This window comes from Streptomyces sp. NPDC047085, from assembly GCF_040643735.1.
Classification (GTDB): Bacteria; Actinomycetota; Actinomycetes; order Streptomycetales; family Streptomycetaceae; genus Streptomyces.
The window spans coordinates 175749-196313 of the sequence record NZ_JBEYUW010000003.1; the positions used below are offsets into that span (position 1 = coordinate 175749).

A 20565-nucleotide genomic window follows, 5' to 3' on the forward strand; every position below is an offset into this window, starting at 1 on the left:
GCGCCGTACGGGTGAGGGCGTTTTCGCACTCAGATGCGACCCCGGCACAGCTCCAGCAGGGTCATCGCGAGGGCGGTACCCGGCTTGCCCAGGGCCTCCCGGTAGCGGCCGAGGATCTCCATCTCGCGGGAGAGGTGCACGCGCCGCCCGCCGGAGGCGATGCGGGTCTCCTGGACGACGGCGGACACGGCCATCCGTTCCTGGATGAGGCCGATGATCCGGTCGTCGAGCGCGTCGATGCGCTCACGGGCGTCGGCGATGGTCCGTTCCGGCCCTGCGGTGGTCGCGGTGCTCATGGTGTCGGGGCTCCTCGTGAGGTGACGGATGCAGGCCCCGGAACGACAGACCCCGGACAACGACAGACGCCCCGGGCCTTGTCGGCCCGGGGCGCCTGGGAAGTCGCTTGGCGTTGGCTCAAGCAGCACGACCATGGCATCCGGCGGGCCGGCTGCCATAGGTAAAGAGGAAGGTCGTCTGCGTGAGCACGGGCCCAGTATGCCATGCGCACGGACCGCGAAGGACCGCAAGGTGACGCACGCCCGCCCCGTTAGAATCGGAAGCACAGACCCCCGCCCAGACCGCCGGAAGGCACCCCGTGTCATCAGCGAACCCCGCTGCCGCCACTCCCGACACCGTCCTGGTCGTCGACTTCGGCGCGCAGTACGCCCAGCTCATCGCCCGTCGCGTCCGCGAGGCGCGGGTCTACAGCGAGATCGTGCCCAGCACCATGCCGGTCGCCGAGATGCTCGCCAAGAACCCCGCGGCGATCATCCTCTCCGGAGGCCCCTCCTCGGTCTACGAGGAAGGCGCCCCCCGCCTCGACCGCGCGCTCTTCGAGGCCGGCGTTCCCGTCTTCGGCATGTGCTACGGCTTCCAGCTGATGGCGCAGACCCTCGGCGGCACCGTCGACAACACCGGCGCCCGCGAGTACGGCCGTACCGACCTGCACGTCTCCCGCACGTCCTCCACTCTCTTCGAGGGCACCCCGGCCGAGCAGCACGTGTGGATGTCGCACGGCGACGCCTGCTCCGCCGCCCCCGAGGGCTTCACCGTCACCGCGTCCACGGACGTCGTACCGGTCGCCGCCTTCGAGAACGACGAGAAGAAGCTCTACGGCGTCCAGCACCACCCCGAGGTGATGCACTCCACCTACGGCCAGCAGGTGCTGGAGCACTTCCTGTACCGCGGCGCGGGCATCACCCCGTCCTGGACCACGGGCAACGTGATCGAGGAGCAGGTCGCCGCGATCCGCGCGCAGGTCGGTGACAAGCGCGCGATCTGCGGTCTGTCCGGCGGCGTGGACTCCGCCGTCGCCGCCGCCCTCGTCGCCCGCGCCATCGGCGACCAGCTGACCTGTGTCTACGTCGACCACGGTCTGATGCGCAAGGGCGAGACCGAGCAGGTCGAGAAGGACTTCGTGGCCGCGACCGGCGTCAAGCTGGTCGTCGTGGACGCCGAGGAGCGCTTCCTGACCGCGCTCAAGGGCGTCTCCGAGCCCGAGGAGAAGCGGAAGATCATCGGCCGCGAGTTCATCCGCGTCTTCGAGCAGGCGCAGGCCGACATCATCGCCGACGAGGGCCCGGCCGTGGAGTTCCTGGTCCAGGGCACCCTGTACCCGGACGTCGTCGAGTCCGGCGGCGGCACCGGCACCGCGAACATCAAGTCGCACCACAACGTCGGCGGCCTCCCCGAGGACCTCGAGTTCCAGCTGATCGAGCCGCTGCGCAAGCTGTTCAAGGACGAGGTCCGCATGGTCGGCCAGGAGCTGGGCCTGCCGGAGGAGATCGTCCAGCGCCAGCCCTTCCCGGGCCCCGGCCTCGGCATCCGCATCGTCGGCGAGGTCACCAAGGAGCGCCTGGACCTGCTCCGCGAGGCCGACGCGATCGCCCGCGAGGAGCTGACCGCGGCCGGCCTGGACCGGGACATCTGGCAGTGCCCGGTGGTCCTGCTCGCGGACGTCCGCTCCGTCGGCGTCCAGGGCGACGGCCGCACCTACGGCCACCCGATCGTCCTGCGCCCGGTCTCGTCCGAGGACGCCATGACCGCCGACTGGTCGCGGCTGCCGTACGACGTCCTCGCCCGCATCTCGACCCGGATCACCAACGAGGTCCGGGACGTCAACCGGGTCGTCCTCGACGTGACCTCGAAGCCCCCGGGCACCATCGAGTGGGAGTAGGCCCCTTGAGCCCCCTTGCGGGGCTCAGGTCCGCTTGAGAGTCCGCACCGGCTCTCCGGGCCTCCAGACCTGGGCGACCAGGTACGTCTCGTCCTCGACGTAGGTCCGTACGACCTCCGTCAACTCGGTGCGGAAGAGGTGGAACGGCTGCGGCGGTTCCACCTCTTTCACGTACGCGGTCCTGGCCTCGCCACCCTCGACCTCGTACGCCCGCCCGCCGATCCGTACGTCCCCGCCGCCCATCCCGGTGCCCTCGCCCGGGTTCGCCTGGAGCGTGAAGCGCGGGTCGCGCAGCAGGTCCCGGGCCTTGAGGGAGCCCGGCATCATGCCGAGCCACAGCTCGCCGCCGGTGAAGCGGACCTCCAGGCCGGAGGTGCGGGGAGAGCCGTCCTTGCGGAGGGTGGCGAGGACGTGGTGCGTGAACGCGCCGAAGCGCTCCTCAACGGTCCGCGCGAGTGCGGGTTCGGCGGTACGGAAAGCTGCCCAGTTCATGCACGCCAGTCTCACCGGCAAACCCGACAACCTCTGTCGTGTTTGTACCGCGTACGGCTTCTTTACAGAACAGCCCTGCCCTTTTGCGCGAACCGACGGTAACTTCCGGCTCGTACGCACACCCCACGCTGGAGGACCTATGCACGGGCCCACCCCGCCCCTGCCGCTGCCCACCGACCAGCTGCGGTTCGCCATGCCACCGATGCACGAATCGGTCGAGGACGAACGCCGGCACCGCAAGGAGCGGCTCGCGGGCGCGCTGCGGATCTTCGGGCGCGCCGGATTCGAGGACGGGGTGTCCGGGCACATCACCGCGCGCGACCCCGAGTTCAGCGACTGCTTCTGGGTCAATCCGTTCGGGATGCCGTTCAAGCACGTCACCGTGAGCGACCTGGTCCTCGCCAACCAGGACGGGCAGGTCGTCGAGGGCGGCTACCACGTCAACCAGGCCGCCTTCACCGTGCACGCCCAGGTCCACGCGGCCCGCCCGGACGTCGTCGCCGTCGCCCACTGCCACTCCGTGCACGGCCGCGCCGTCGCCGCGCTCGGCGACCTGGTCGACCCCATCACCCAGGAGAGCTGCGCCTTCTACGAGGACCTCGCCCTGTACGACGCCTACACCGGCGTCACCGTCGACGCCGAGGAGGGCCGCCGTATCGCGTCAGCGCTCGGCTCCCGCAAGGCGCTCGTGCTGCGCAACCACGGGCTGCTCACCGTCGGGGACTCGGTGGACGCGGCGGCCTGGTGGTTCCTGTCCCTGGAACGGTCCTGCCAGGTGCAGCTGCTGGCCAAGGCGGCCGGCCGCCCGGTCCTCATCGACCACAAGCAGGCCGTCGCCACCCGCGAACAGCTCGGCGGCGACCTGGTGGCGTGGATCAACTACCAGCCCCTGTGGCAGGACATCAGCCGCAGCGAACCGGATCTGCTCAGCTGAACCCGTTGCTCGGCCGGATTCCTGGCCCGACCCTTTGCTCAGCCGAACCCCTTGAGCACCGCTGCCTTGGTCCGCGCGAACTCCTCGTCCGTGAGCACCCCGTCGCGGTGCAGCTCGCCCAGCTCCCGCAGGCGGCGCAGCAGCACGTCGTGATGGTCGCAGTGGTGGGCGGCCTGCGCGGGCACGGCGGCGACCGGGGGCCGGTCCCGGCCGTCGAGGACCCGGGCCGCGCGGGTGGAGGGATGCGGCAGCCGGGCGGTGACGGCCGCCGCGACCAGCGCGGTGAGCAGATCGCGGCGCACGTTGCCCCACAGGTCCAGGGTGTAGGGGTCGCGCTCGGGCGGCAGCTTGGAGAACACCGTCTCCCGGGTCACGAACCGCAGGAACCCGTCCTCGTACCCGGAGTTGGGCAGCCACTCGACCTGCACCAGGTCGGCGAGGCCGATGATCCGCGGGCCGGTGGCTCGCTTGACCCGGTCGGAGGTGTCGGCCCAGTCGATCCGCACCTGGGTGCCGTCGAAGGAGACCGTGCCGTCGGAGGTCCGCACCGAGACCGGCACCGGCGGTCCCGGCAGCAGGTAGGCCGCGGTGGGCTCCTTGGGGACCTCGTCGAGCAGCAGCGCGTGCCGGATCTCCTCGGCGACGTACTCGGCCACCCCGCCGCGGTCCGCGGCCACGGTCAGCCGGTAGGGATCGGCCGCGTCCGGCAGCCGCCCGCCGGTGGCCTGCAACAGCGGGTCGGCGCCCTCGCGCAGCCGCAACCGCAGCCGGCCGCGCTTGCGCTCGGGTTCGTAGACGACGCCGGAAACCGCTTCCAGTGGGACGGTGACCTCCCCGTACGTCTGCCGGAACAGCGGGACGGAACGGTGCAGTCCGGGGGTGATCCGGATCGTGCCGCCGTCGAAGGCCCAGGTCCCGTCCCGCTGGATGATCTCGGCCATACGGAGATTCTCGCAGCCGGGTCAACACGGGGGGCGCGCGCTTCACCCGCCACGCCCCGGACCGGCCGACCGCGGTGGGCCGGCGTAGGGCACAATTCGCTGTCAACACAGGGGGAGTTGCGGGGCCGGTGCGCACGGTGAGTGACCGTGTGGATGCATTCGGTCGAATCTCGAATCTCGAATCTCGAATCTCGGGTCATGGGGAAGGCGGGCGTCGGCGTGGCGGTGCAGGAGGCGAGACAGGGCGCGGCGACGGATGCCGAGGAGGCCCACGGGGGCGGCTGCACCTGCGGGGACTGCCCGCGGGGAGCCCGCGAGGGACACCGGCGGGCCGTCGCCGCGTTCCTGCGCCGGCGCGACGAGTTCGCGGCCGGGCAGGGCCTGCCCGCGGCCGTGGCCCACTCGGCCTCGGCGTCCCGGCAGTGGGTCTCCGCCGAGCTGACGCAACGGGCGCAGGCGGTCGCCGAGCGGGGCCGCGCCGAGGGCGAGGCGTGGCTGGCGGGGCTGTGGCGGTGGACGGTGTGCACGGTGTGGGGCGCGGTCGTCGTGCTGCTGCTGGCCGAGGCGCTCACCGCGATCGGCGCGGGCTGGAGCAGCGCGCGCACGGCCGGGCTGCTCGCCGCGCTCGTCGTCGCGGGCGCGCTGACCGCCGCGTCCTGGTTCCACCGGGCGCGCGGCGGGGCGCTGGCCCCGGTGATCGGTGAGGACAACCGGATGTCCACCTCCCGTACGGTCGCCGCGTGCTGGGTGCTGTTCGTCGGCTACGCGATCCTGCTGCTGGCCGGCCGTCTGGCCGCCGCCTCCGATCCCGCCGAGCGCGACGCGCTGCTCTCCGGCCTCGGCCTCGCGCGCGGGGCGGGCGTGGTGACCGTGCTCGCCGTGGTGTGCGGCATCGCCGTCCTGGTCCGCCGGGTGGTGGGGCTGCGGCTCGCCGGGCAGCGGCTGCAGAAGGTGCCGGCCCACCGGCCGCGCGCCGCCGACCTGCTGACCGACGACTCCGGCCGGGGCGCCTTCGCCGACATCCAGTACGTCGTCATCAGCGCCGTCGCCCTGCTGTTCGCCGCCGTACGGCTGGCCCGCCGCCCCGACCAGCTGCCCGACCTGCCCTGGGGGCTCGCGGTCGTGGTGCTGATCTCGGCCGCGACCTACCTGGCCGGCAAGTACGCCGAGGGCTGCCGCCCGGTGATCCTCTCCGTGGTCCGCGCCCGCGAGCCCGGCGACCTGGACGGGCCGATCCGCACCGGCGACGACATCGAGATCCGCGGCACCGGCTTCGTCCCGCCCGGCGCGCAGGACGCCGATCGGCTGGCCCGCATGGTCGTCCGCATCGGCACGGTCGACGTCCACGTCCCGCTCGTCCCCGTGACCGGAGGCTTCCGCAACCCCACCGACACCGTCCTGACCGTCCCGGTCCCGGCCGAGGTGGAACCCGGGCCGGTGGAGGTCCAGGTGGTCACGGCGGCCGGCGTGGCCACCAACCGGTACCCGGTCGACGTCACGGACTGAGAACCCCGAACCGGCACGGGGTGAGACCCCGACCCGCCGAGCGTTCGTCCCTCGTACATCTGCCCCTCGAACGGTGAGCCGGAATCCGGAAAAACATCCGGTGCAGGATTGAACCGTTCCGCCGTGTCATACGTATCCCCACCAAGGGGTCCCGGCACGAAGCGAAAGGTGGCTAGCGACGATGACTCACGGTATGCGAACGGACACGCACGCAACCCAACTGAACACCACCCGCGACTGGCGGGACACCGCCACCCGGTACGCGCTCCTTCCGCTTCGCGTCTTCCTCGGCGTCACCTTCGTCTACGCCGGCCTGGACAAGCTCACCGACAGCGCCTTCATGAAGTCCGGCGGCGCCGGCTCGATCGGCGACACGATGCGCGCGGCCCGCGACTCGTCCGCCGTCCCGGCCCTGATCGACCTGGCCCTGAAGAACCCGGTCGGCTTCGGTTACGCCATCGCCCTCGGCGAGCTGGCCGTCGGCATCGGCATCCTCGTCGGGCTGTTCGGCCGGCTGGCCGCCCTCGGCGGCGCGCTGATCTCGCTCAGCCTGTGGCTCACCGTCAGCTGGGCCACCACGCCCTACTACTACGGCAACGACCTCGCCTACCTGATGGCCTGGCTGCCCCTCGTCCTCGCCGGAACCCCCTATCTCTCCCTCGACGCGTCCCTGCGCGCACGCCGTCGGCGGCGGGGGCTGGGCTCCTACAGCTGACGGCCTACAGCCGGGGGTCTACGGCTGACGCCTACGGCTGACCTTCCTCCGGGCGGCGCCGTCTGCGTACGCCCTGGGCCACCGCGGCCGTGAGGCCGGCCAGGCACAGGCCGCCCACGGCCAGCGGTATCACCACGAACCACGGCGTCTCCCACAGGCCCCGTGCGTCCCCGGCGTACAGCGCGCCGGCGGCGGTCAGGAAGAGACCGGCGACCAGCTTCCCGGGCTGGAACTCATGACGCAGCACGGCTGACCTCCACCCGTCCGACGCCCACCTCGAGCGCGATCTTGAGCGTGCCCGCGTTCTTGCCGCCCTTGGCCGGCGCGAGGGTCACGTCCTTGTGCCTGCCCGGCTGCACGTCCACGTCCTTTCTGTTGTCACCGGGCAACCGGATGTCACCCACACCCACGTCGATGCTCATCCGCACCGTCGCGTCCGCCGGCACGATCACCTTCAGCCGGCCCGCGCCCACGGCTGCCTGCGTGCCCACCGTCTGCCCCCTTGCCGGGTGCACCCGGGTCAGGTCCAGGGTGCCGACGCCGGTGCCGAGGTCGTAGGCGGAGCGGACGTCCGCGGTGGCGGCGGGCTTCCAGGACGTCTCCTTCCAGTGCGTCGTGATGTCCTTGGGCAGGGCCGTGGCGCCGGCGAGCAACGCGGCCGTGACGAGGGCGAGGAACACCGAGCCGGCGCCGGTGCGCCCGAGAAAGGCGCTGAGCGCGATGCCCAGGCCGAACACCGCGAGCGCGCAGGCCAGACCGGTCTGCAGGCTGGTGCCCAGCGGATGCGTGTCCCAGGTCAGGCCGGTGCCGAGGCCGCCCGCCAGCAGGGCGAGCAGGAACACCCAGCCGCCGATCCAGCGCGGGCCGCGCGGTCTCGGGGAGTCGGTGCGCGGGGTGCGCCGGGAGCCGTCGTGGGTCCAGGGGGTGGCGATGCCGACGTCCAGGGCCGAGGTGAGGTCGTTGCCACGGGCCTCGCCGGGGCCCCAGAGATATCCGGTGCCGCCGACGTGGGTGCCGTCCTTGACGATCGGGTCCCGCCACCAGGAGGGGTAGGTGATGGCGACCGGGGGTGCCCGGGTCTCCGGCGGGGCGTCGGCGGCGGCCTGCGCGGCCAGCGGGTCGGGGTCGGGGGCGCCCCGGCGTCTGGACCAGTACCCGGCGCCGGCCAGCAGCAGGGAGAGCACCATGGCGAAGGTCAGCACCCCCGCGTTGCGCAGGGTGGTCAGGATGACCCCGCAGCCGACCAGCGCGAACAGCACGGCGGCCAGGGCCTGTCCGTCGACCCGGCCGGTCAGCAGCTTGCGGACCTCGTTCTCCTCCTCGTCCTCGTACGGCACGAGGAGCCAGGCGAAGCCGTAGAAGATCAGGCCGATGCCGCCGGTCGCGGCCAGCACGGCCAGGGTGATCCGGTAGATCACCGGGTCCATGTCGGTGTGCCGCCCCAGCCCGGCGCACACACCGCCGATCATCTTGTGCCGGCGGTCGCGCCGGAAGCGGGGCGGTGCCTCGGCTGTCGCGGCGGGCCCGGCATCCGTCGGTCCGGTGCCCGGGGCCGGGCGCGGGCCGGAGCCGGGTCCCGGACCCGTCGCGGCGTGCTCGTGATCCGTCATGCGTCCATGGTGACGGCCCGGCAGCCGTGGTGGCAGTCGGGACGACCCTGGGCGAACCCTGATATCGGCCCCGAGACGAGCCGGGGAGGTGTTCGATCCCGGGCGAGGGGGCGGTTTCCGGACAGCCCGTCCGAGGGTCGGGGGGACGGGCGCGAAGATCAGGGGAGTCTAGGGGCCCGACCCTGATGCCCCGCCCCCGCGGGCATGTGACCATCGATGGCATGCCGGAAGCCGCAGCACTGCCACTCGACGACCCGCGGCCGCCGCGCAAGCTCTACCGCAGCGGTGACGGCCGCTGGCTCGGCGGAGTGGCGCGGGGCCTCGCCGGGCACCTCGGGCTGCCTGTGGTGTGGGTGCGGCTCGCCTTCGTCGGCCTGTTCATGGCCAACGGGCTCGGCGCGCTGCTGTACGCGGCGTTCTGGTTCTTCGTGCCCCTCGGCGTCGGCGGCGTCGGCGACCACAAGCCGCCGGCGCTGGTCGGCACCGAGACCTCGCCGGACGGCCGCCGCAGGCTGGTGGCCCGCAGACCGGACAAGGGGCAGATCGTCGCCCTGCTGCTCATGGTCATCGTGTCCATGGTCTTCGTGGGCAGCGTCAATCTGACCAACGGGGCGAAGGCCTACCTCCTGCCCGCCGTCCTGGTCGCGGCCGGTGTCGCCCTGGTCTGGCGGCAGGCGGACAACGCCCGGCGGGCCCGCTGGGTCGAGGTCGGCAGCCGCCGCCGCACCCTCACCCTGCTGCGCGCGGGCGCCGGAGTCCTGCTGGTCACCGCCGGTGTCTCCGGCATCTTCGTCATGCAGGGATCGGCCGCCCACCTCGGCGCGGTCCTGCAGGCGGCGCTCGTCGTCCTCGTCGGCATCACGCTGCTCGCCGGCCCCTACCTCGTCCGCATGACCCAGGACCTGTCCGAGGAACGCCTGATGCGCATCCGCGCCCAGGAGCGTGCCGAGGTCGCCGCCCACGTCCACGACTCCGTGCTGCACACCCTCACCCTGATCCAGCGCAACGCGGACAACGCGGGCGAGGTGCGCCGCCTGGCCCGCGCCCAGGAACGCGACCTGCGGACCTGGCTGTACAACCCCGAGGGCACCGGCAAGGAGGAGGCGGACGAGCCGGACACGGTCGCGGAGGCGGTCAGGCGCAGCGCGGCCGAGGTCGAGGACAAGCACGGCGTGCCCATCGAGGTCGTCGTGGTCGGCGACTGCCCGCTCGACGAGAGGACGGGTGCGCAGATGCAGGCCGCGCGCGAGGCGATGGTGAACGCCGCCAAGTACGGTGGCGAGGGCGGTGCCGTACAGGTCTACGCCGAGGTCGAGGGAAGGACGGTCTTCGTGTCCGTCCGCGACCGCGGCCCCGGCTTCGACCTCGACTCGATACCCGCCGACCGCATGGGCGTCAGAGAATCGATCATCGGCCGCATGGAACGCAACGGCGGCACGGCCCGGCTGCGGTCGGTGCCGGGCGGCGGCACGGAGGTCGAGCTGGAGATGGAGAGGGCGGAGAAGACGTCATGAGCGACGCGACCGAGGCGAACGGCACGGCGGGGGCGGCAGGGGCGGCCGGGTCCGGAAGCGGCACCGGCGGCGGCCCGGGCGGGCGGCATGTACGGGTGGTGCTCGTCGACGACCACCGCATGTTCCGCACCGGCGTTCAGGCCGAGATCGGGCAGACCGCCCAGACCGGCGTCGAGGTGGTCGGCGAGGCCGCCGACGTCGACCAGGCGGTCACGGTGATCACCGCGACCCGGCCCGAGGTGGTCCTCCTCGACGTCCATCTGCCCGGCGGCGGCGGAGTGGAGGTCCTGCGCCGGTGCGCGGCGCTGATGGCGGACGCCGAGCAGCCCGTGCGGTTCCTCGCGCTGTCCGTGTCGGACGCGGCGGAGGACGTCATCGGGGTGATCCGGGGCGGCGCCCGCGGTTATGTCACCAAGACCATCACCGGCACCGACCTGATCGACTCGATCTTCCGGGTCCAGGAGGGCGACGCCGTCTTCTCCCCGCGCCTGGCCGGGTTCGTCCTGGACGCCTTCGCCTCCACCGACGCCCCGCCGGTCGACGAGGACCTGGACCGGCTCACCCAGCGCGAACGCGAGGTGCTGCGCCTGATCGCCCGGGGCTACGCCTACAAGGAGATCGCGAAGCAGCTGTTCATCTCGGTGAAGACGGTCGAGTCCCATGTCTCGGCGGTCCTGCGCAAGCTCCAGCTGTCCAACCGCCACGAACTGACCCGCTGGGCGACGGCCCGCCGCCTGGTCTGACCCGCCCGGGGGCACGCTCACGCCACCCGGGTCGCCCCCGCGAACGGCATCTCGTCGATCGGGGCCACGCGCACCGGCGCCGACGGGTTCGGGGCGTGGATCATCTGGCCGTTGCCGATGTAGATGCCCACGTGGCTGATGCCGGAGTAGAAGAACACCAGGTCGCCGGGCTGGAGTTCGGAGCGGGAGATGCGCCGGCCCGCGTTGATCTGGGCGTAGGTGGTGCGGGGCAGGGAGACGCCGGCGGAGCGGTAGGCGGCCTGGACCAGGCCCGAGCAGTCGAAGGCGTTCGGGCCGGTCGCGCCCCACACGTAGGGGCTGCCGAGCTTCTGGTAGGCGTAGGCGACGGCCGCCGCGGCCCGGGAGCCGGCCGCCGGGGCGGTACCTGCCTGCTCCAGGGGTGCCCGGGTGTCCGAGGCCGAGCGCGAGGTGTGGCTCGGCGCGGTGCCGGTGGCGCCGCCGATGACCTCGGTCCGTTCCCGCGGGGTGAGCCGGTCGAGCAGCCTGCGCGCCTCCGTGAGCTTCTCGGTGACGGCCGTCTTCTGCCGCTTCAGCTCCGCCTGCCGCGACCGCAGCGACGTCAGCTCGACGCGGGCGGCGCCGCGCAACTGCTCGATCTCCCGCAGCTGTTCGCGCACCCGGGCCACCGCCCCGGCCTGCCGCTCACCGGCCCGCTCCGCGAACGCGGCGCCGTCCAGGTACGCGTCGGGGTCGCTGGAGAGCGCGAGCTGCCAGGCGGGGGCGAACCCGCCGTCGCGGTACTGTGCCGCAGCGAACGAACCCAGCGCCTCCCGGGCCGCGTTGAGCTTGACCTGCTTGCGCGCGGTCTCGTCCCGCAGCGCGTTCAGCCGGCGCCGGCCCGCGTCCGCCTTCTCCTTCGCCCCGTTGTACTTCTCCGTGGCGGCCTCCGCCTCCTGGTACAGCTTGTCCACCTTGGCCTTCACCTGCGCCGGGGTCAGCTCCGGCTGGGCGTGTCCCGTCCCGTCGAACACCGTGGCGGTGGCCGCGCCCGCCAGGGCGAGTGTGGCGGCCGTCCGGGCCGTGTTGCCGCCGAGCGGGCGCGGTCGGGACTTGCGGTGGGCTGCCACCTGGACGTCACGTCCTTCCTGGGACTCGTACGGCCGAGGACGCGTACGACCGAGCGGTGGGTACGTCCGGCGGCGGCCCGCACGGGGGGAACGGGCCGCCGCCGGACCTTCCTCGGCGGTGGTGGCCGACGACCGCCCCTGGCCCGGGCGGCGGTGGGGAGCCGGTCACCTGGGGGAGGACGCTAGGCCCGACTGTGACGGCTTGGTAACGCGTGTACGGAACTGGCTTCGACAGGCCGCCGCGTGACCGTATGTGACCGGATTGCGGAGGCAGAGTCGTCACCTTCACGCAGCGTGGTGACCGATGCGCGCAATGCGGGGGCATGAGGGAGGCCTGCGGTGCTATGGAGCGCATATATGCAAGATCCACGGCGGCTCCGCCGGGCCCGCCGACAGGCGGCCCCATGCCTCTGATTAGGCTCCGGACCCATGGACGTACTCATCCATCTCCTCGTCGGCCTGCACATCATCGGCATCGCCGCGCTGCTCGGCGGTTTCCTCACCCAGATGAAGGCGATGGGCCAGGGCACGGCCCGCTTCGTCCCCGGGATGCTGCACGGCGCGTTCACCATGCTGGTCACCGGCGTGGCCCTGGTCGGCCTCAACCAGGCCGAGGACCACCACGTCAACACCGTCAAGATCGGTGTGAAGCTGGCCCTGCTGATCGTGATCCTCGGGCTGGTCTACGTGAAGCGCGACGACGAGAAGGTCGACAAGAGCCTGTTCGGCCTGGTCGGCGGGCTGACCACGGCGAACATCTTCATCGCCGTGCTGTGGACGTGATGCCCGGCGTCGTCCCGTCCCCGCCCCCGCCCGTGCTGGTTCCGGTTCCGGCGCGGGCCGCGAGCACCGCGCCGGCCGCCGCCGCGAGCCACGCGGCCACCGACACCCACACCAGCACCCGCCCCGGCCCCTGCAGCCAGTCGACGTCCAGGGCGACCGCGACCGACAGCATCGCCGCCGCCGTCGTCCCCATCGGGAACACCGTCGCCCACCGCCGCACGTCGTAGCCCGGCCGCGGCCGCGCCAGCTCGGCCGCCAGCAGCACGACGTACCAGGCGAGGTCCAGCACGAGCAGTGCGACGGTGACGTCGCGCAGGACGCCGCGGTCGTCGTCGTTCCACAGGTACAGCCGCGCGCTGTCGGCGGAGAGCAGCTTCGCCCCGGCCAGCGCCGAGATCGACAGCGTCCCGCCCGCGATCCAGTGGTCACCGGCCCCCTCGACGACCTGCCGCCGGTCGAAGTGCGCCAGGGCGAGGCCGTAGAGCACCAGGCCCAGCCAGAACAGCACCAGCGCGGCGTGCGCGAGCCACGCCGTCGTCTCCGCCGCGGCCAGCGTGGCCGCCAGCACCGCGAGCCCCTGTGTGGCCACACAGCACAGGAACACCGTTCCCGGCATGCGCCGCTCCCAGTGCCGTACGACGAGGAGCAGCAGCCCCGGCCAGAGCAGCGCCGCCAGCGCCAGCAGCGCCTCGGCCAGGGTCTGCCCGCCGAGCAGCGAGATCCGGGTGCCGAGCACGGTCGTGGCGGCGACGGCGGTCAGCGCGCCCGGGCTGCGTGCCTCGGCCACCCACCGCCGCCGCTGTCCCACCAGCCGTACGACGAAGTCGGCGCCCAGCGCCACCCAGCCGGCGCAGGCCAGGCCCAGGGCGATCCGGGACAGCGTCTCGGCGCCCGTCAGATGCAGGCCGATCGACACGATGCCGGTCGCCATCACGGCGGCCCCCGCCGCCGACGGACGCCCCGTCCACCACGCACGCAGAGCCGAGATGCCAGGCATGCGCCCGATCGTGCCCCACGCGCGCGTGGCCCATCGGGAGGGCACGCGCGCGTGGGGCTCGAAAACGCGTGAGGTACGAAGTGGGGTACGAAGAGGGGGCGGATCAGGCGGGTCGTACCACGCTGTGGATGATCGATGCGCCGGCGTAATAGATCGACTCCTCGCGGACGTACGCGCCGGGCTTGGGGGCGTGGATCATCATGCCGTTGCCTATGTAGATGCCGACGTGGCTGACATCGTCGTAGAAGAAGATCAGGTCGCCGGGCTGCGCGTCGGCGAGGGAGACCGTGGTGCCCGCGTCGACCTGGTCGTAGGTGGTGCGCGGGAGGCTGACGCCGGCGGCCTTCCAGGCGGCCTGGGTGAGGCCGGAGCAGTCGTAGGAGTCGGGGCCGGTGGCGCCCCACACGTACGGCTTCCCGATCTGCGCCCGCGCGAAGGCGAGCGCCTTCTCCGCCTTGGTGGCGTACGTCCCGGAGGACGTCGAGCCACCGCTCGACGAACCACCGGACGTGGACGAACCCCCCGAGCTGCCGGAGGTGCCGGAGGTGGACGAACCGCTCGACGTCGACGAACCGCTGTCCTGCTGCGCCTGTGCCGCCGCCCGTGCCCGTTCCTCGGCCGCCTGCTGCTTCGCCAGCTCCGCCGCCTTGCGCGCGGCCTCCTGCTGCTTGCGCTGCTCGATCGCCGCCAGCCGCGCCTTCTCCTCGGCCGTCAGCTTGGACAGCAGCTCGCGCGCGGTGGCGAGCTTCGTCTGGACGGTGGTCTTGGCGGTCTGCAGTTCGCGCTGCGACTCGGACAGCGTCTGGAGACTCTTGGCCGCCTCCTGCCGCTTCTTCATGGTCGCGGACTGCTCGGTGATGTAGTCGTCGACCGCGCTCTTCTGCCGCGAGGTCAGCCGGTCCATCAGCTGGCTCTGGTCGAAGTAGTCCTGCGGGTCGTTCGCGAGCAGGAAGGTGGCGGTCTGGGGCGTGGCGGCCCCGGTCCGGTACTGGGCGGCGGCGAACGAGCCCAGCTCCTCGCGGGCCTTGTTCAGCCGTTCGGTGCGCCGGGCGACGTCGTCGCGCAGGCTGTCGACGCGCGTGCGCTGCTTGCCGGCCCGCTCCTTGGCGGCGTTGTACTTCTCGGTCGCCGACTCGGCCTGGCGGTAGAGGTCGTCGACCTTCTTCTCGACCTCTTCCAGGCTCGGCTTCCCGTCGGCGGACGGGGTGGCCTCGGCCGTCTGGGACAGTACGGCCACGGAGGTGAGGGCGGCGGTGGCGAGGACAGGGGTGCGGAATCCGGCTCCGAGTGTGCCCGCGGGGCGCGGCTTGCGGTGCGACGCCAAGGGAGGCGACTCCTTCCATGTGCCGCCTACCGGGTTAGCTGTCGGGTTCGGGCGGATGGTTCGGAAGGCGTGCCCTACGGCTCTCGTCCCGGGCGGGACGTGGGCCGATTCACCCCAGGGATCGGTGGGTCCCCGGCTCCGGGCGCCGTGCAGCGACGCGCCGGACTCGGCGGAGGCCGCGCGACTCGGCGACGTTCGCCGGAAGGGGGCGTGCGGCCCGACGGCAACCTAGCCAACTCGTGTGACGCGTGTGAAGGTTGGTGCACTATATGTCCGATACATTTTCGTGACCTTGTCGTGGGAACGCTCCCGTGTCACGGCGTGATTCCGCTGCGTGAGGGACCGTCGGCTCTCCGGGCGGCGAAGATCAACCCTCCGTCGAACCGGCCATGTTCCCGAGGCGGCGACCGGTTGTCGGTGCGGCGCCCTAGACTCGGAGAGCGATGAGCAGCCTCTTTGACGACAGCTTCCTGGCGGACCTCCAGACCCCTCGCGGGCACGAGGAGGAACCCCCGCCGCCGCCCGAGGACGATCACGCTCCGGAGCCGCTTCCGGACGATCTGTTCGGCGGGAAGTTCGACGTGCCGCCGGACCGGGACGCGTACTACCGCGACGGCGCCCCGCGCCCCGCGATCGACGCCGCGGCCCTGCTGGAGGGGCTGAACGAGAACCAGCGCGCCGCGGTCGTCCACGCCGGCTCCCCCCTGCTCATCGTCGCCGGCGCCGGCTCCGGCAAGACCCGCGTGCTCACCCACCGCATCGCCCACCTGCTCGCCGAGCGGCACGTGCACCCGGGCCAGATCCTCGCGATCACCTTCACCAACAAGGCCGCGGGCGAGATGAAGGAGCGCGTCGAGCAGCTCGTCGGCCCGCGCGCCAACGCGATGTGGGTCATGACCTTCCACAGCGCGTGCGTGCGGATCCTGCGCCGCGAGTCGAAGAAGCTCGGCTTCACCTCGTCCTTCTCGATCTACGACGCCGCCGACAGCAAGCGCCTGATGGCCCTGGTCTGCCGCGACCTGGACCTCGACCCCAAGCGCTTCCCGCCCAAGTCCTTCAGCGCCAAGATCAGCAACCTGAAGAACGAGCTGATCGACGAGGAGGACTTCGCCGCCCAGGCCACCGACGGCTTCGAGAAGACCCTCGCCCAGGCCTACGCGCTCTACCAGTCGCGCCTGCGCGAGGCCAACGCCCTCGACTTCGACGACCTGATCATGACGACGGTCAACCTGCTGCGCGCCTTCCCGGACGTCGCCGAGCACTACCGCCGCCGCTTCCGGCACGTCCTGGTCGACGAGTACCAGGACACCAACCACGCCCAGTACGCCCTGGTACGCGAACTGGTCGGCACGGGCGAGCGCGCCTCCGAGGACGCCGACGTCCCGCCGAACGAGTACGACCTCCCGCCCGCCGAACTCTGCGTCGTGGGTGACGCGGACCAGTCGATCTACGCCTTCCGGGGCGCGACCATCCGCAACATCCTCCAGTTCGAGGAGGACTACCCGAACGCGACGACGATCCTGCTGGAGCAGAACTACCGCTCCACGCAGACCATCCTGTCCGCCGCCAACGCGGTCATCGAGCGCAACGAGTCCCGCCGCCCGAAGAACCTGTGGACCAACGCCGGCCAGGGCGCGGGCATCATCGGCTACGTCGCCGACACCGAGCACGACGAGGCCCAGTTCGTCGCCGACGAGATAGACCGCCTCACGGACGCGGGCGAGGCCAAGGCCGGCGATGTCGCCGTCTTCTACCGCACCAACGCGCAGTCCCGTGTCTTCGAAGAGGTCTTCATCCGCGTCGGCCTGCCCTACAAGGTCGTCGGCGGCGTCCGCTTCTACGAGCGCAAGGAGGTCCGGGACGTCCTGGCCTACCTGCGCGTCCTCGCCAACCCCGAGGACTCGGTGCCGCTGCGCCGCATCCTCAACGTCCCCAAGCGGGGCATCGGCGAGCGCGCCGAGGCGATGATCGACGCCCTCTCCCAGCGCGAGAAGATCAGCTTCCCGCAGGCCCTGAAGCGGGTGGACGAGGCGTACGGCATGGCCGCGCGCTCCACCAACGCCGTCAAGCGGTTCAACACGCTGATGGAGGACCTGCGGACCATCGTGGAGTCCGGCGCCGGACCGGCGACCGTCCTGGAGGCCGTCCTCGAACGGACCGGCTACCTGGCCGAGTTGCAGGCCTCCACCGACCCGCAGGACGAGACCCGGATCGAGAACCTCCAGGAACTCGCCGCCGTGGCCCTGGAGTTCGAGCAGGAGCGCGGTGAGGGCGAGTCGGTGGCGCTGTCCGACTTCCTGGAGCAGGTCGCGCTGGTCGCCGACTCCGACCAGATCCCCGACGAGGACGAGGAAGGCTCCGGCGTCATCACCCTGATGACCCTGCACACCGCCAAGGGCCTGGAGTTCCCGGTCGTCTTCCTCACCGGCATGGAGGACGGCGTCTTCCCGCACATGCGCGCCCTCGGCCAGGCCAAGGAGCTGGAGGAGGAGCGGCGCCTGGCGTACGTCGGCATCACGCGCGCGCGGGAGCGGCTCTATCTCACGCGGTCGGCGCTGCGCAGCGCCTGGGGCCAGCCGTCGTACAACCCGCCCTCCCGCTTCCTGGAGGAGATCCCGCCGGCCCACGTCGAGTGGAAGCGGACGGGAGCGCCCGCGCCCAAGTCCTCCGGTCCCACGTCCGGGATCGCGGCCTCGCTCTCCTCGTCCCGCTCCCGCTCGTCGGCGGCGGGCGCGTCCGGGTTCGCCACGCGGCGGGCCTCTGACAAGCCGGTGGTCGCCCTGGCCGTCGGCGACCGGGTCATCCACGACCAGTTCGGGCTCGGCACGGTCGTCGCGGTGGCCGGCGTGGACGACAAGGCCCAGGCCACGATCGACTTCGGTGACGGCAAGCCGAAGCGACTGCTGCTGCGGTACGCGCCGGTGGAGAAGCTGTAGGCAGACGAGTGAGCCCCGCCTGATCGGCGGGGCTCACTTCGTCGAGGGCTCAGGTCGTCGGGTCCAGGCCGTGGCTGCGCAGCCACGGCAGCGGGTCTATGGCCGCCCCGCCCGCGGGCCGTACCTCGAAGTGCAGGTGCGGACCCGTGGAGTTGCCCGAGTTGCCGGAGTAGGCGATCGGCTGGCCGGCCTTGACGGCCGTACCGGCGAGGACGCGGTAGCTGGAGAGGTGACAGTACCAGGTCTCCGTGCCGTCCTTCGCCGTCACGATCATCATGTTGCCGTAGGCGCTGTTCCACTTCGTGGAGACGACGCCGTCGGTCGCGGACATGACCGTGGTGCCGTAGGAGACGGGGAAGTCGATGCCCGTGTGCACGGACATCCAGTTCACGCCCGCCTGCCCGAAGTAGGCGCTGAGGCCCCGCTGCAGGACCGGCAGCGCGAACTTGGGACGCAGCCGCTCCTTGAGCGCGGCCTCCGCGGCCGCCTTCTTCTTCTCCAGCGCCTGCTGCGTCTTGAGGTCGATGCGCTCCTGCGTACGGCTGGCCCGGTCGGCGAAGTCGTCGGCGCCCGCGGAGAGCGTCTTGAGCTGGGTGTCCAGCTTGCTGTTGGCGACGGACGGCTGCACCGCGTGCGCGTCCGAGGCGGAGGCCGTGGTGTCGCTGCCGCCGTCGGTCAGGTTGCCGACGGAGGCGGCGGCGATCCCCGCGACCCCCATCACGCAGGCCGAGGGCACCGCGACGGTCAGCAGCGCCGAGCGCTTGGCGGGCGTACGGCGCCGGGAACGCGCCGCGCTTCGCGAACCCGCGCGGGGCGCCGGAACGGCCTCTTCCTGGTCGTCGAGCAGCTCCGGAACCGCGGGCACCTCACCCGTGGCGCCCAACTCGTCCTCTTCGGCGCCCGGTTCGGCGAAGTTCTCGTACGAGTCGTCGTCGTAGGAGTCGTTTTCGTAGGACTCGTTCCCGTACGCCACCTGGTCGAAGGTGCCCGTGGCCGACTGATCGAACGGTTCGCCTGGCTGTTCCTGCTCGACGGACGCGGTGCCGTCGGAGTTCCAGTGCGTGGCGTCGTACGCGCCCGTGTCGAAGGTCTGGGTGCCCCAGTCCCACTGCTGGGCCGGGTCCGCGGCGGCTGTCTGGTCCGGCTGGAGCCAGGCGCTCGCGTCCCACTGGCCGCTGATGTCGTTCCCGGTGGCCTGCGCGGGCACCGTCCACGCGGTGGCGTCGTACACGCCCGAGTCGTAGGCGGCGTGGTGCTGGGCCGCGTACGGGTCGTAGGCGGGGGAGTGGCCGGTGCCGGTCCCCCACTGCGTGGTGTCGTAGGCGCCGGTGGTCTGCGCGTCGCCCGGGAAGCTGCCGAAGAGCGGGTCGGTGCCGAAGGATCCGGTGCCGGTGGCGCCCGCCGTGAAACCGCTGGCGTCGTAACCGCCGTACGTGGTGAGGTCGTCGTAGTGGGCCTGCTGCGCTCCGTACGGCGCGTAGTGCGCGGAGGAGGCGTCGGAAGCCGAACCCGGGGTCGTCATGGTCCCCGACGGGTGACGGTCGTTCACCAACTTCTCTTTCGCCTCGACAACAGGGGCTGCCAGAGCAGTGCGGCGACTGTACCCGGCGGTACGCGGGCGCGACAATCTTCGGCCGGTTTCGCGTGAGCCCGAAACGGGCATTCGCCCGTGTTTCGGGGGGTGACGGACGCGACCTTGCCCTTGTGTTCGATGAATGTTCGACGTTGGGCGGGTGTCGGACGGGTGCCTGGTGGGTGTCGGACGGGTGCCGGACAGGTGCCGGGGGCCCTCGTTCGGGCGCCGGGGCGGTCCTCGGGTGACGTCCGTGAGTGTCAGACCGGCACCGGGTGACCCTCAAGTCGGCATCCGGTGTCCCTCACGCCCCTTGAGTCCCTCATGTCCCTCAAGCCCCTCAAGCCCCTCAGGCCACCGTCAGCCCGCCTGCGAGCACGTCCTCGGGGTGCGGGGTGTCCAGGGCCTCCCGGATCCCGGCCGCGACGGCGGGGTGCACGGGCAGGGCGAGGTGTCCGATTCCGGAGACGCGGACGTTCTGCGCGTCCAGGTCGGGATGCTCGATGCAGGCCGTCTCCAGGGGGTCCATCACGGAGTCGAGGTCGCTCCAGAAGCTGACGAACCGCGTACGACAGCCGGGCGCGGGCCGGGCCAGCTCCTCGAGCACGTCCGAGCCGGGGCGCATCTGCCGCACGATCGGGTGGGCGTTGGCCAGCGGTACGGCCCGGGTCCCGGAGTGCGGGGTGCCCAGCGTGACGAGGGTGCGGACCCGCAGGTCACCGCCGAGGCACTGTGCGTAATAGCGCGCGATCAGGCCGCCGAGGCTGTGTCCCACGATGTCGACCTTGCCGCTGCCGGTGCGCTCGCAGATCTCCTCCACGTGCCGGCCCAGCAGTTCGGCGGCGCTCCGTATGTCACAGGTCAACGGAGAGTAGTTGAGCGACTCGACGCGCTGTCGGCCGTTCTGCGCGAGGTTGCGGCGCAGAAGCACGAAGACCGAGCGGTTGTCGATGAAGCCGTGCAGGAGGACGACGGGCGCGCCGGGCGCCACGGGCAGCCGGGCGGTGCCGTCCTGGTCCGGGAGCGCGGCCTGGCGGCGTTCCTGGGTGAAGCCGGTCGGATACAGCAGCAGGTGTCCGGCGAGGATCGCGGCCTCGAGCGCGGTGGCCTTGAGAAGCGTCACGTACAGAGAGGCCAGTCTGCCGGGCCACAGGCGCCGGCAGAGCGGGAGGAAGAGTGGCAGTACCCCGGTGACCTTCATTGGCCGACCTCCTGTCGGCACACAGGGAGGCG

General features: G+C 72.0%; 18 protein-coding genes and 1 riboswitch. Of the genes, 8 read left to right on the top strand and 10 right to left on the bottom strand.

Features of this window, described 5'->3' with window-relative positions; genetic code table 11:
* Positions 1 to 29 precede the first annotated feature (29 nt).
* Positions 30 to 296 (bottom strand): chorismate mutase, encoded by a 267-nt coding sequence (locus tag ABZ865_RS11915; RefSeq protein WP_361227723.1) that lies wholly within the window; start codon positions 294 to 296, stop codon positions 30 to 32.
* 299 nt (positions 297 to 595) lie between these two features.
* Here ABZ865_RS11915 and guaA point away from each other — a divergent pair, with 299 nt between their 5' ends.
* Positions 596 to 2176, top strand: a complete 1581-nt coding sequence (gene guaA, locus ABZ865_RS11920) for a glutamine-hydrolyzing GMP synthase (protein ID WP_361227726.1) — start codon at positions 596 to 598, stop codon at positions 2174 to 2176.
* Positions 2177 to 2200: 24 nt separating this feature from the next.
* Here guaA and ABZ865_RS11925 read toward each other — a convergent pair whose 3' ends face one another.
* Positions 2201 to 2668, bottom strand: a complete 468-nt coding sequence (locus ABZ865_RS11925) for a pyridoxamine 5'-phosphate oxidase family protein (RefSeq protein ID WP_361227729.1) — start codon at positions 2666 to 2668, stop codon at positions 2201 to 2203.
* Between the two features lie 139 nt (positions 2669 to 2807).
* Here ABZ865_RS11925 and ABZ865_RS11930 point away from each other — a divergent pair, with 139 nt between their 5' ends.
* The gene (locus tag ABZ865_RS11930; RefSeq protein ID WP_361227732.1) at positions 2808 to 3602 is read left to right on the top strand and encodes a class II aldolase/adducin family protein; all 795 of its coding nucleotides are present in this window, start codon (positions 2808 to 2810) and stop codon (positions 3600 to 3602) included.
* A gap of 38 nt (positions 3603 to 3640) precedes the next feature.
* Here the strand turns inward: ABZ865_RS11930 and ABZ865_RS11935 are convergent, their stop codons facing one another.
* Entirely contained in the window at positions 3641 to 4543 is a 903-nt protein-coding gene (locus ABZ865_RS11935; protein WP_361227735.1) for a DUF4429 domain-containing protein, read from the bottom strand.
* Between the two features lie 219 nt (positions 4544 to 4762).
* On the opposite strand from ABZ865_RS11935, the gene ABZ865_RS11940 reads away from it, so the two are divergent.
* Both ABZ865_RS11940 and ABZ865_RS11945 read left to right on the top strand, forming a co-directional pair.
* Positions 4763 to 6049 carry a hypothetical protein gene (locus tag ABZ865_RS11940; protein ID WP_361229641.1) on the top strand — a complete coding sequence of 429 codons (1287 nt, stop codon included), beginning with the start codon at positions 4763 to 4765 and terminating at the stop codon, positions 6047 to 6049.
* 181 nt (positions 6050 to 6230) lie between these two features.
* Positions 6231 to 6764: a DoxX family protein gene (locus tag ABZ865_RS11945; RefSeq protein ID WP_361227738.1), complete on the top strand. Its 534-nt coding sequence runs from the start codon at positions 6231 to 6233 to the stop codon at positions 6762 to 6764.
* Between the two features lie 31 nt (positions 6765 to 6795).
* Here the strand turns inward: ABZ865_RS11945 and ABZ865_RS11950 are convergent, their stop codons facing one another.
* Together ABZ865_RS11950 and ABZ865_RS11955 are read right to left on the bottom strand one after the other, a co-directional pair.
* Complete coding sequence (locus ABZ865_RS11950) at positions 6796 to 7011, bottom strand: hypothetical protein (RefSeq protein ID WP_361227740.1); 216 nt, start codon at positions 7009 to 7011, stop codon at positions 6796 to 6798.
* The gene (locus ABZ865_RS11955) at positions 6998 to 8374 is read right to left on the bottom strand and encodes a PspC domain-containing protein (RefSeq protein ID WP_361227743.1); all 1377 of its coding nucleotides are present in this window, start codon (positions 8372 to 8374) and stop codon (positions 6998 to 7000) included. Before ABZ865_RS11955 ends, ABZ865_RS11950 begins: the two co-directional genes overlap by 14 nt.
* A gap of 221 nt (positions 8375 to 8595) precedes the next feature.
* Between ABZ865_RS11955 and ABZ865_RS11960 the strand changes: the two genes are divergently transcribed.
* On the top strand, positions 8596 to 9888 hold the full coding sequence (locus ABZ865_RS11960; protein ID WP_361227746.1) for a PspC domain-containing protein: 1293 nt from the start codon (positions 8596 to 8598) through the stop codon (positions 9886 to 9888).
* Entirely contained in the window at positions 9885 to 10631 is a 747-nt protein-coding gene (locus ABZ865_RS11965; protein WP_361227749.1) for a response regulator transcription factor, read from the top strand. The genes ABZ865_RS11960 and ABZ865_RS11965 overlap by 4 nt, the downstream gene beginning before the upstream one ends.
* A 17-nt stretch (positions 10632 to 10648) precedes the next feature.
* Here ABZ865_RS11965 and ABZ865_RS11970 read toward each other — a convergent pair whose 3' ends face one another.
* Positions 10649 to 11719 carry an NlpC/P60 family protein gene (locus tag ABZ865_RS11970; protein ID WP_361227752.1) on the bottom strand — a complete coding sequence of 357 codons (1071 nt, stop codon included), beginning with the start codon at positions 11717 to 11719 and terminating at the stop codon, positions 10649 to 10651.
* A 429-nt stretch (positions 11720 to 12148) separates the two neighbouring features.
* Between ABZ865_RS11970 and ABZ865_RS11975 the strand changes: the two genes are divergently transcribed.
* Positions 12149 to 12502, top strand: coding sequence for a hypothetical protein (locus ABZ865_RS11975; protein WP_361227755.1), 354 nt, complete (start codon positions 12149 to 12151; stop codon positions 12500 to 12502).
* Here the strand turns inward: ABZ865_RS11975 and ABZ865_RS11980 are convergent.
* Both ABZ865_RS11980 and ABZ865_RS11985 read right to left on the bottom strand, forming a co-directional pair.
* A complete protein-coding gene (locus tag ABZ865_RS11980; RefSeq protein WP_361227757.1) occupies positions 12480 to 13499 on the bottom strand; it encodes a tellurite resistance/C4-dicarboxylate transporter family protein in 1020 nt (339 codons plus the stop codon). The genes ABZ865_RS11975 and ABZ865_RS11980 overlap by 23 nt on opposite strands.
* Before the next feature lie 103 nt (positions 13500 to 13602).
* Positions 13603 to 14823 carry an NlpC/P60 family protein gene (locus ABZ865_RS11985; protein ID WP_361227760.1) on the bottom strand — a complete coding sequence of 407 codons (1221 nt, stop codon included), beginning with the start codon at positions 14821 to 14823 and terminating at the stop codon, positions 13603 to 13605.
* Between the two features lie 8 nt (positions 14824 to 14831).
* A riboswitch (cyclic di-AMP (ydaO/yuaA leader) is annotated at positions 14832 to 15005 on the bottom strand.
* Between the two features lie 261 nt (positions 15006 to 15266).
* Between ABZ865_RS11985 and pcrA the strand changes: the two genes are divergently transcribed.
* Complete coding sequence (pcrA, locus tag ABZ865_RS11990; protein WP_361227763.1) at positions 15267 to 17759, top strand: DNA helicase PcrA; 2493 nt, start codon at positions 15267 to 15269, stop codon at positions 17757 to 17759.
* 49 nt (positions 17760 to 17808) lie between these two features.
* Here the strand turns inward: pcrA and ABZ865_RS11995 are convergent, their stop codons facing one another.
* The gene (locus ABZ865_RS11995; protein ID WP_361227766.1) at positions 17809 to 19308 is read right to left on the bottom strand and encodes a M23 family metallopeptidase; all 1500 of its coding nucleotides are present in this window, start codon (positions 19306 to 19308) and stop codon (positions 17809 to 17811) included.
* A gap of 373 nt (positions 19309 to 19681) precedes the next feature.
* Positions 19682 to 20533 (bottom strand): alpha/beta fold hydrolase, encoded by an 852-nt coding sequence (locus tag ABZ865_RS12000; protein WP_361227769.1) that lies wholly within the window; start codon positions 20531 to 20533, stop codon positions 19682 to 19684.
* Positions 20534 to 20565 lie beyond the last annotated feature (32 nt).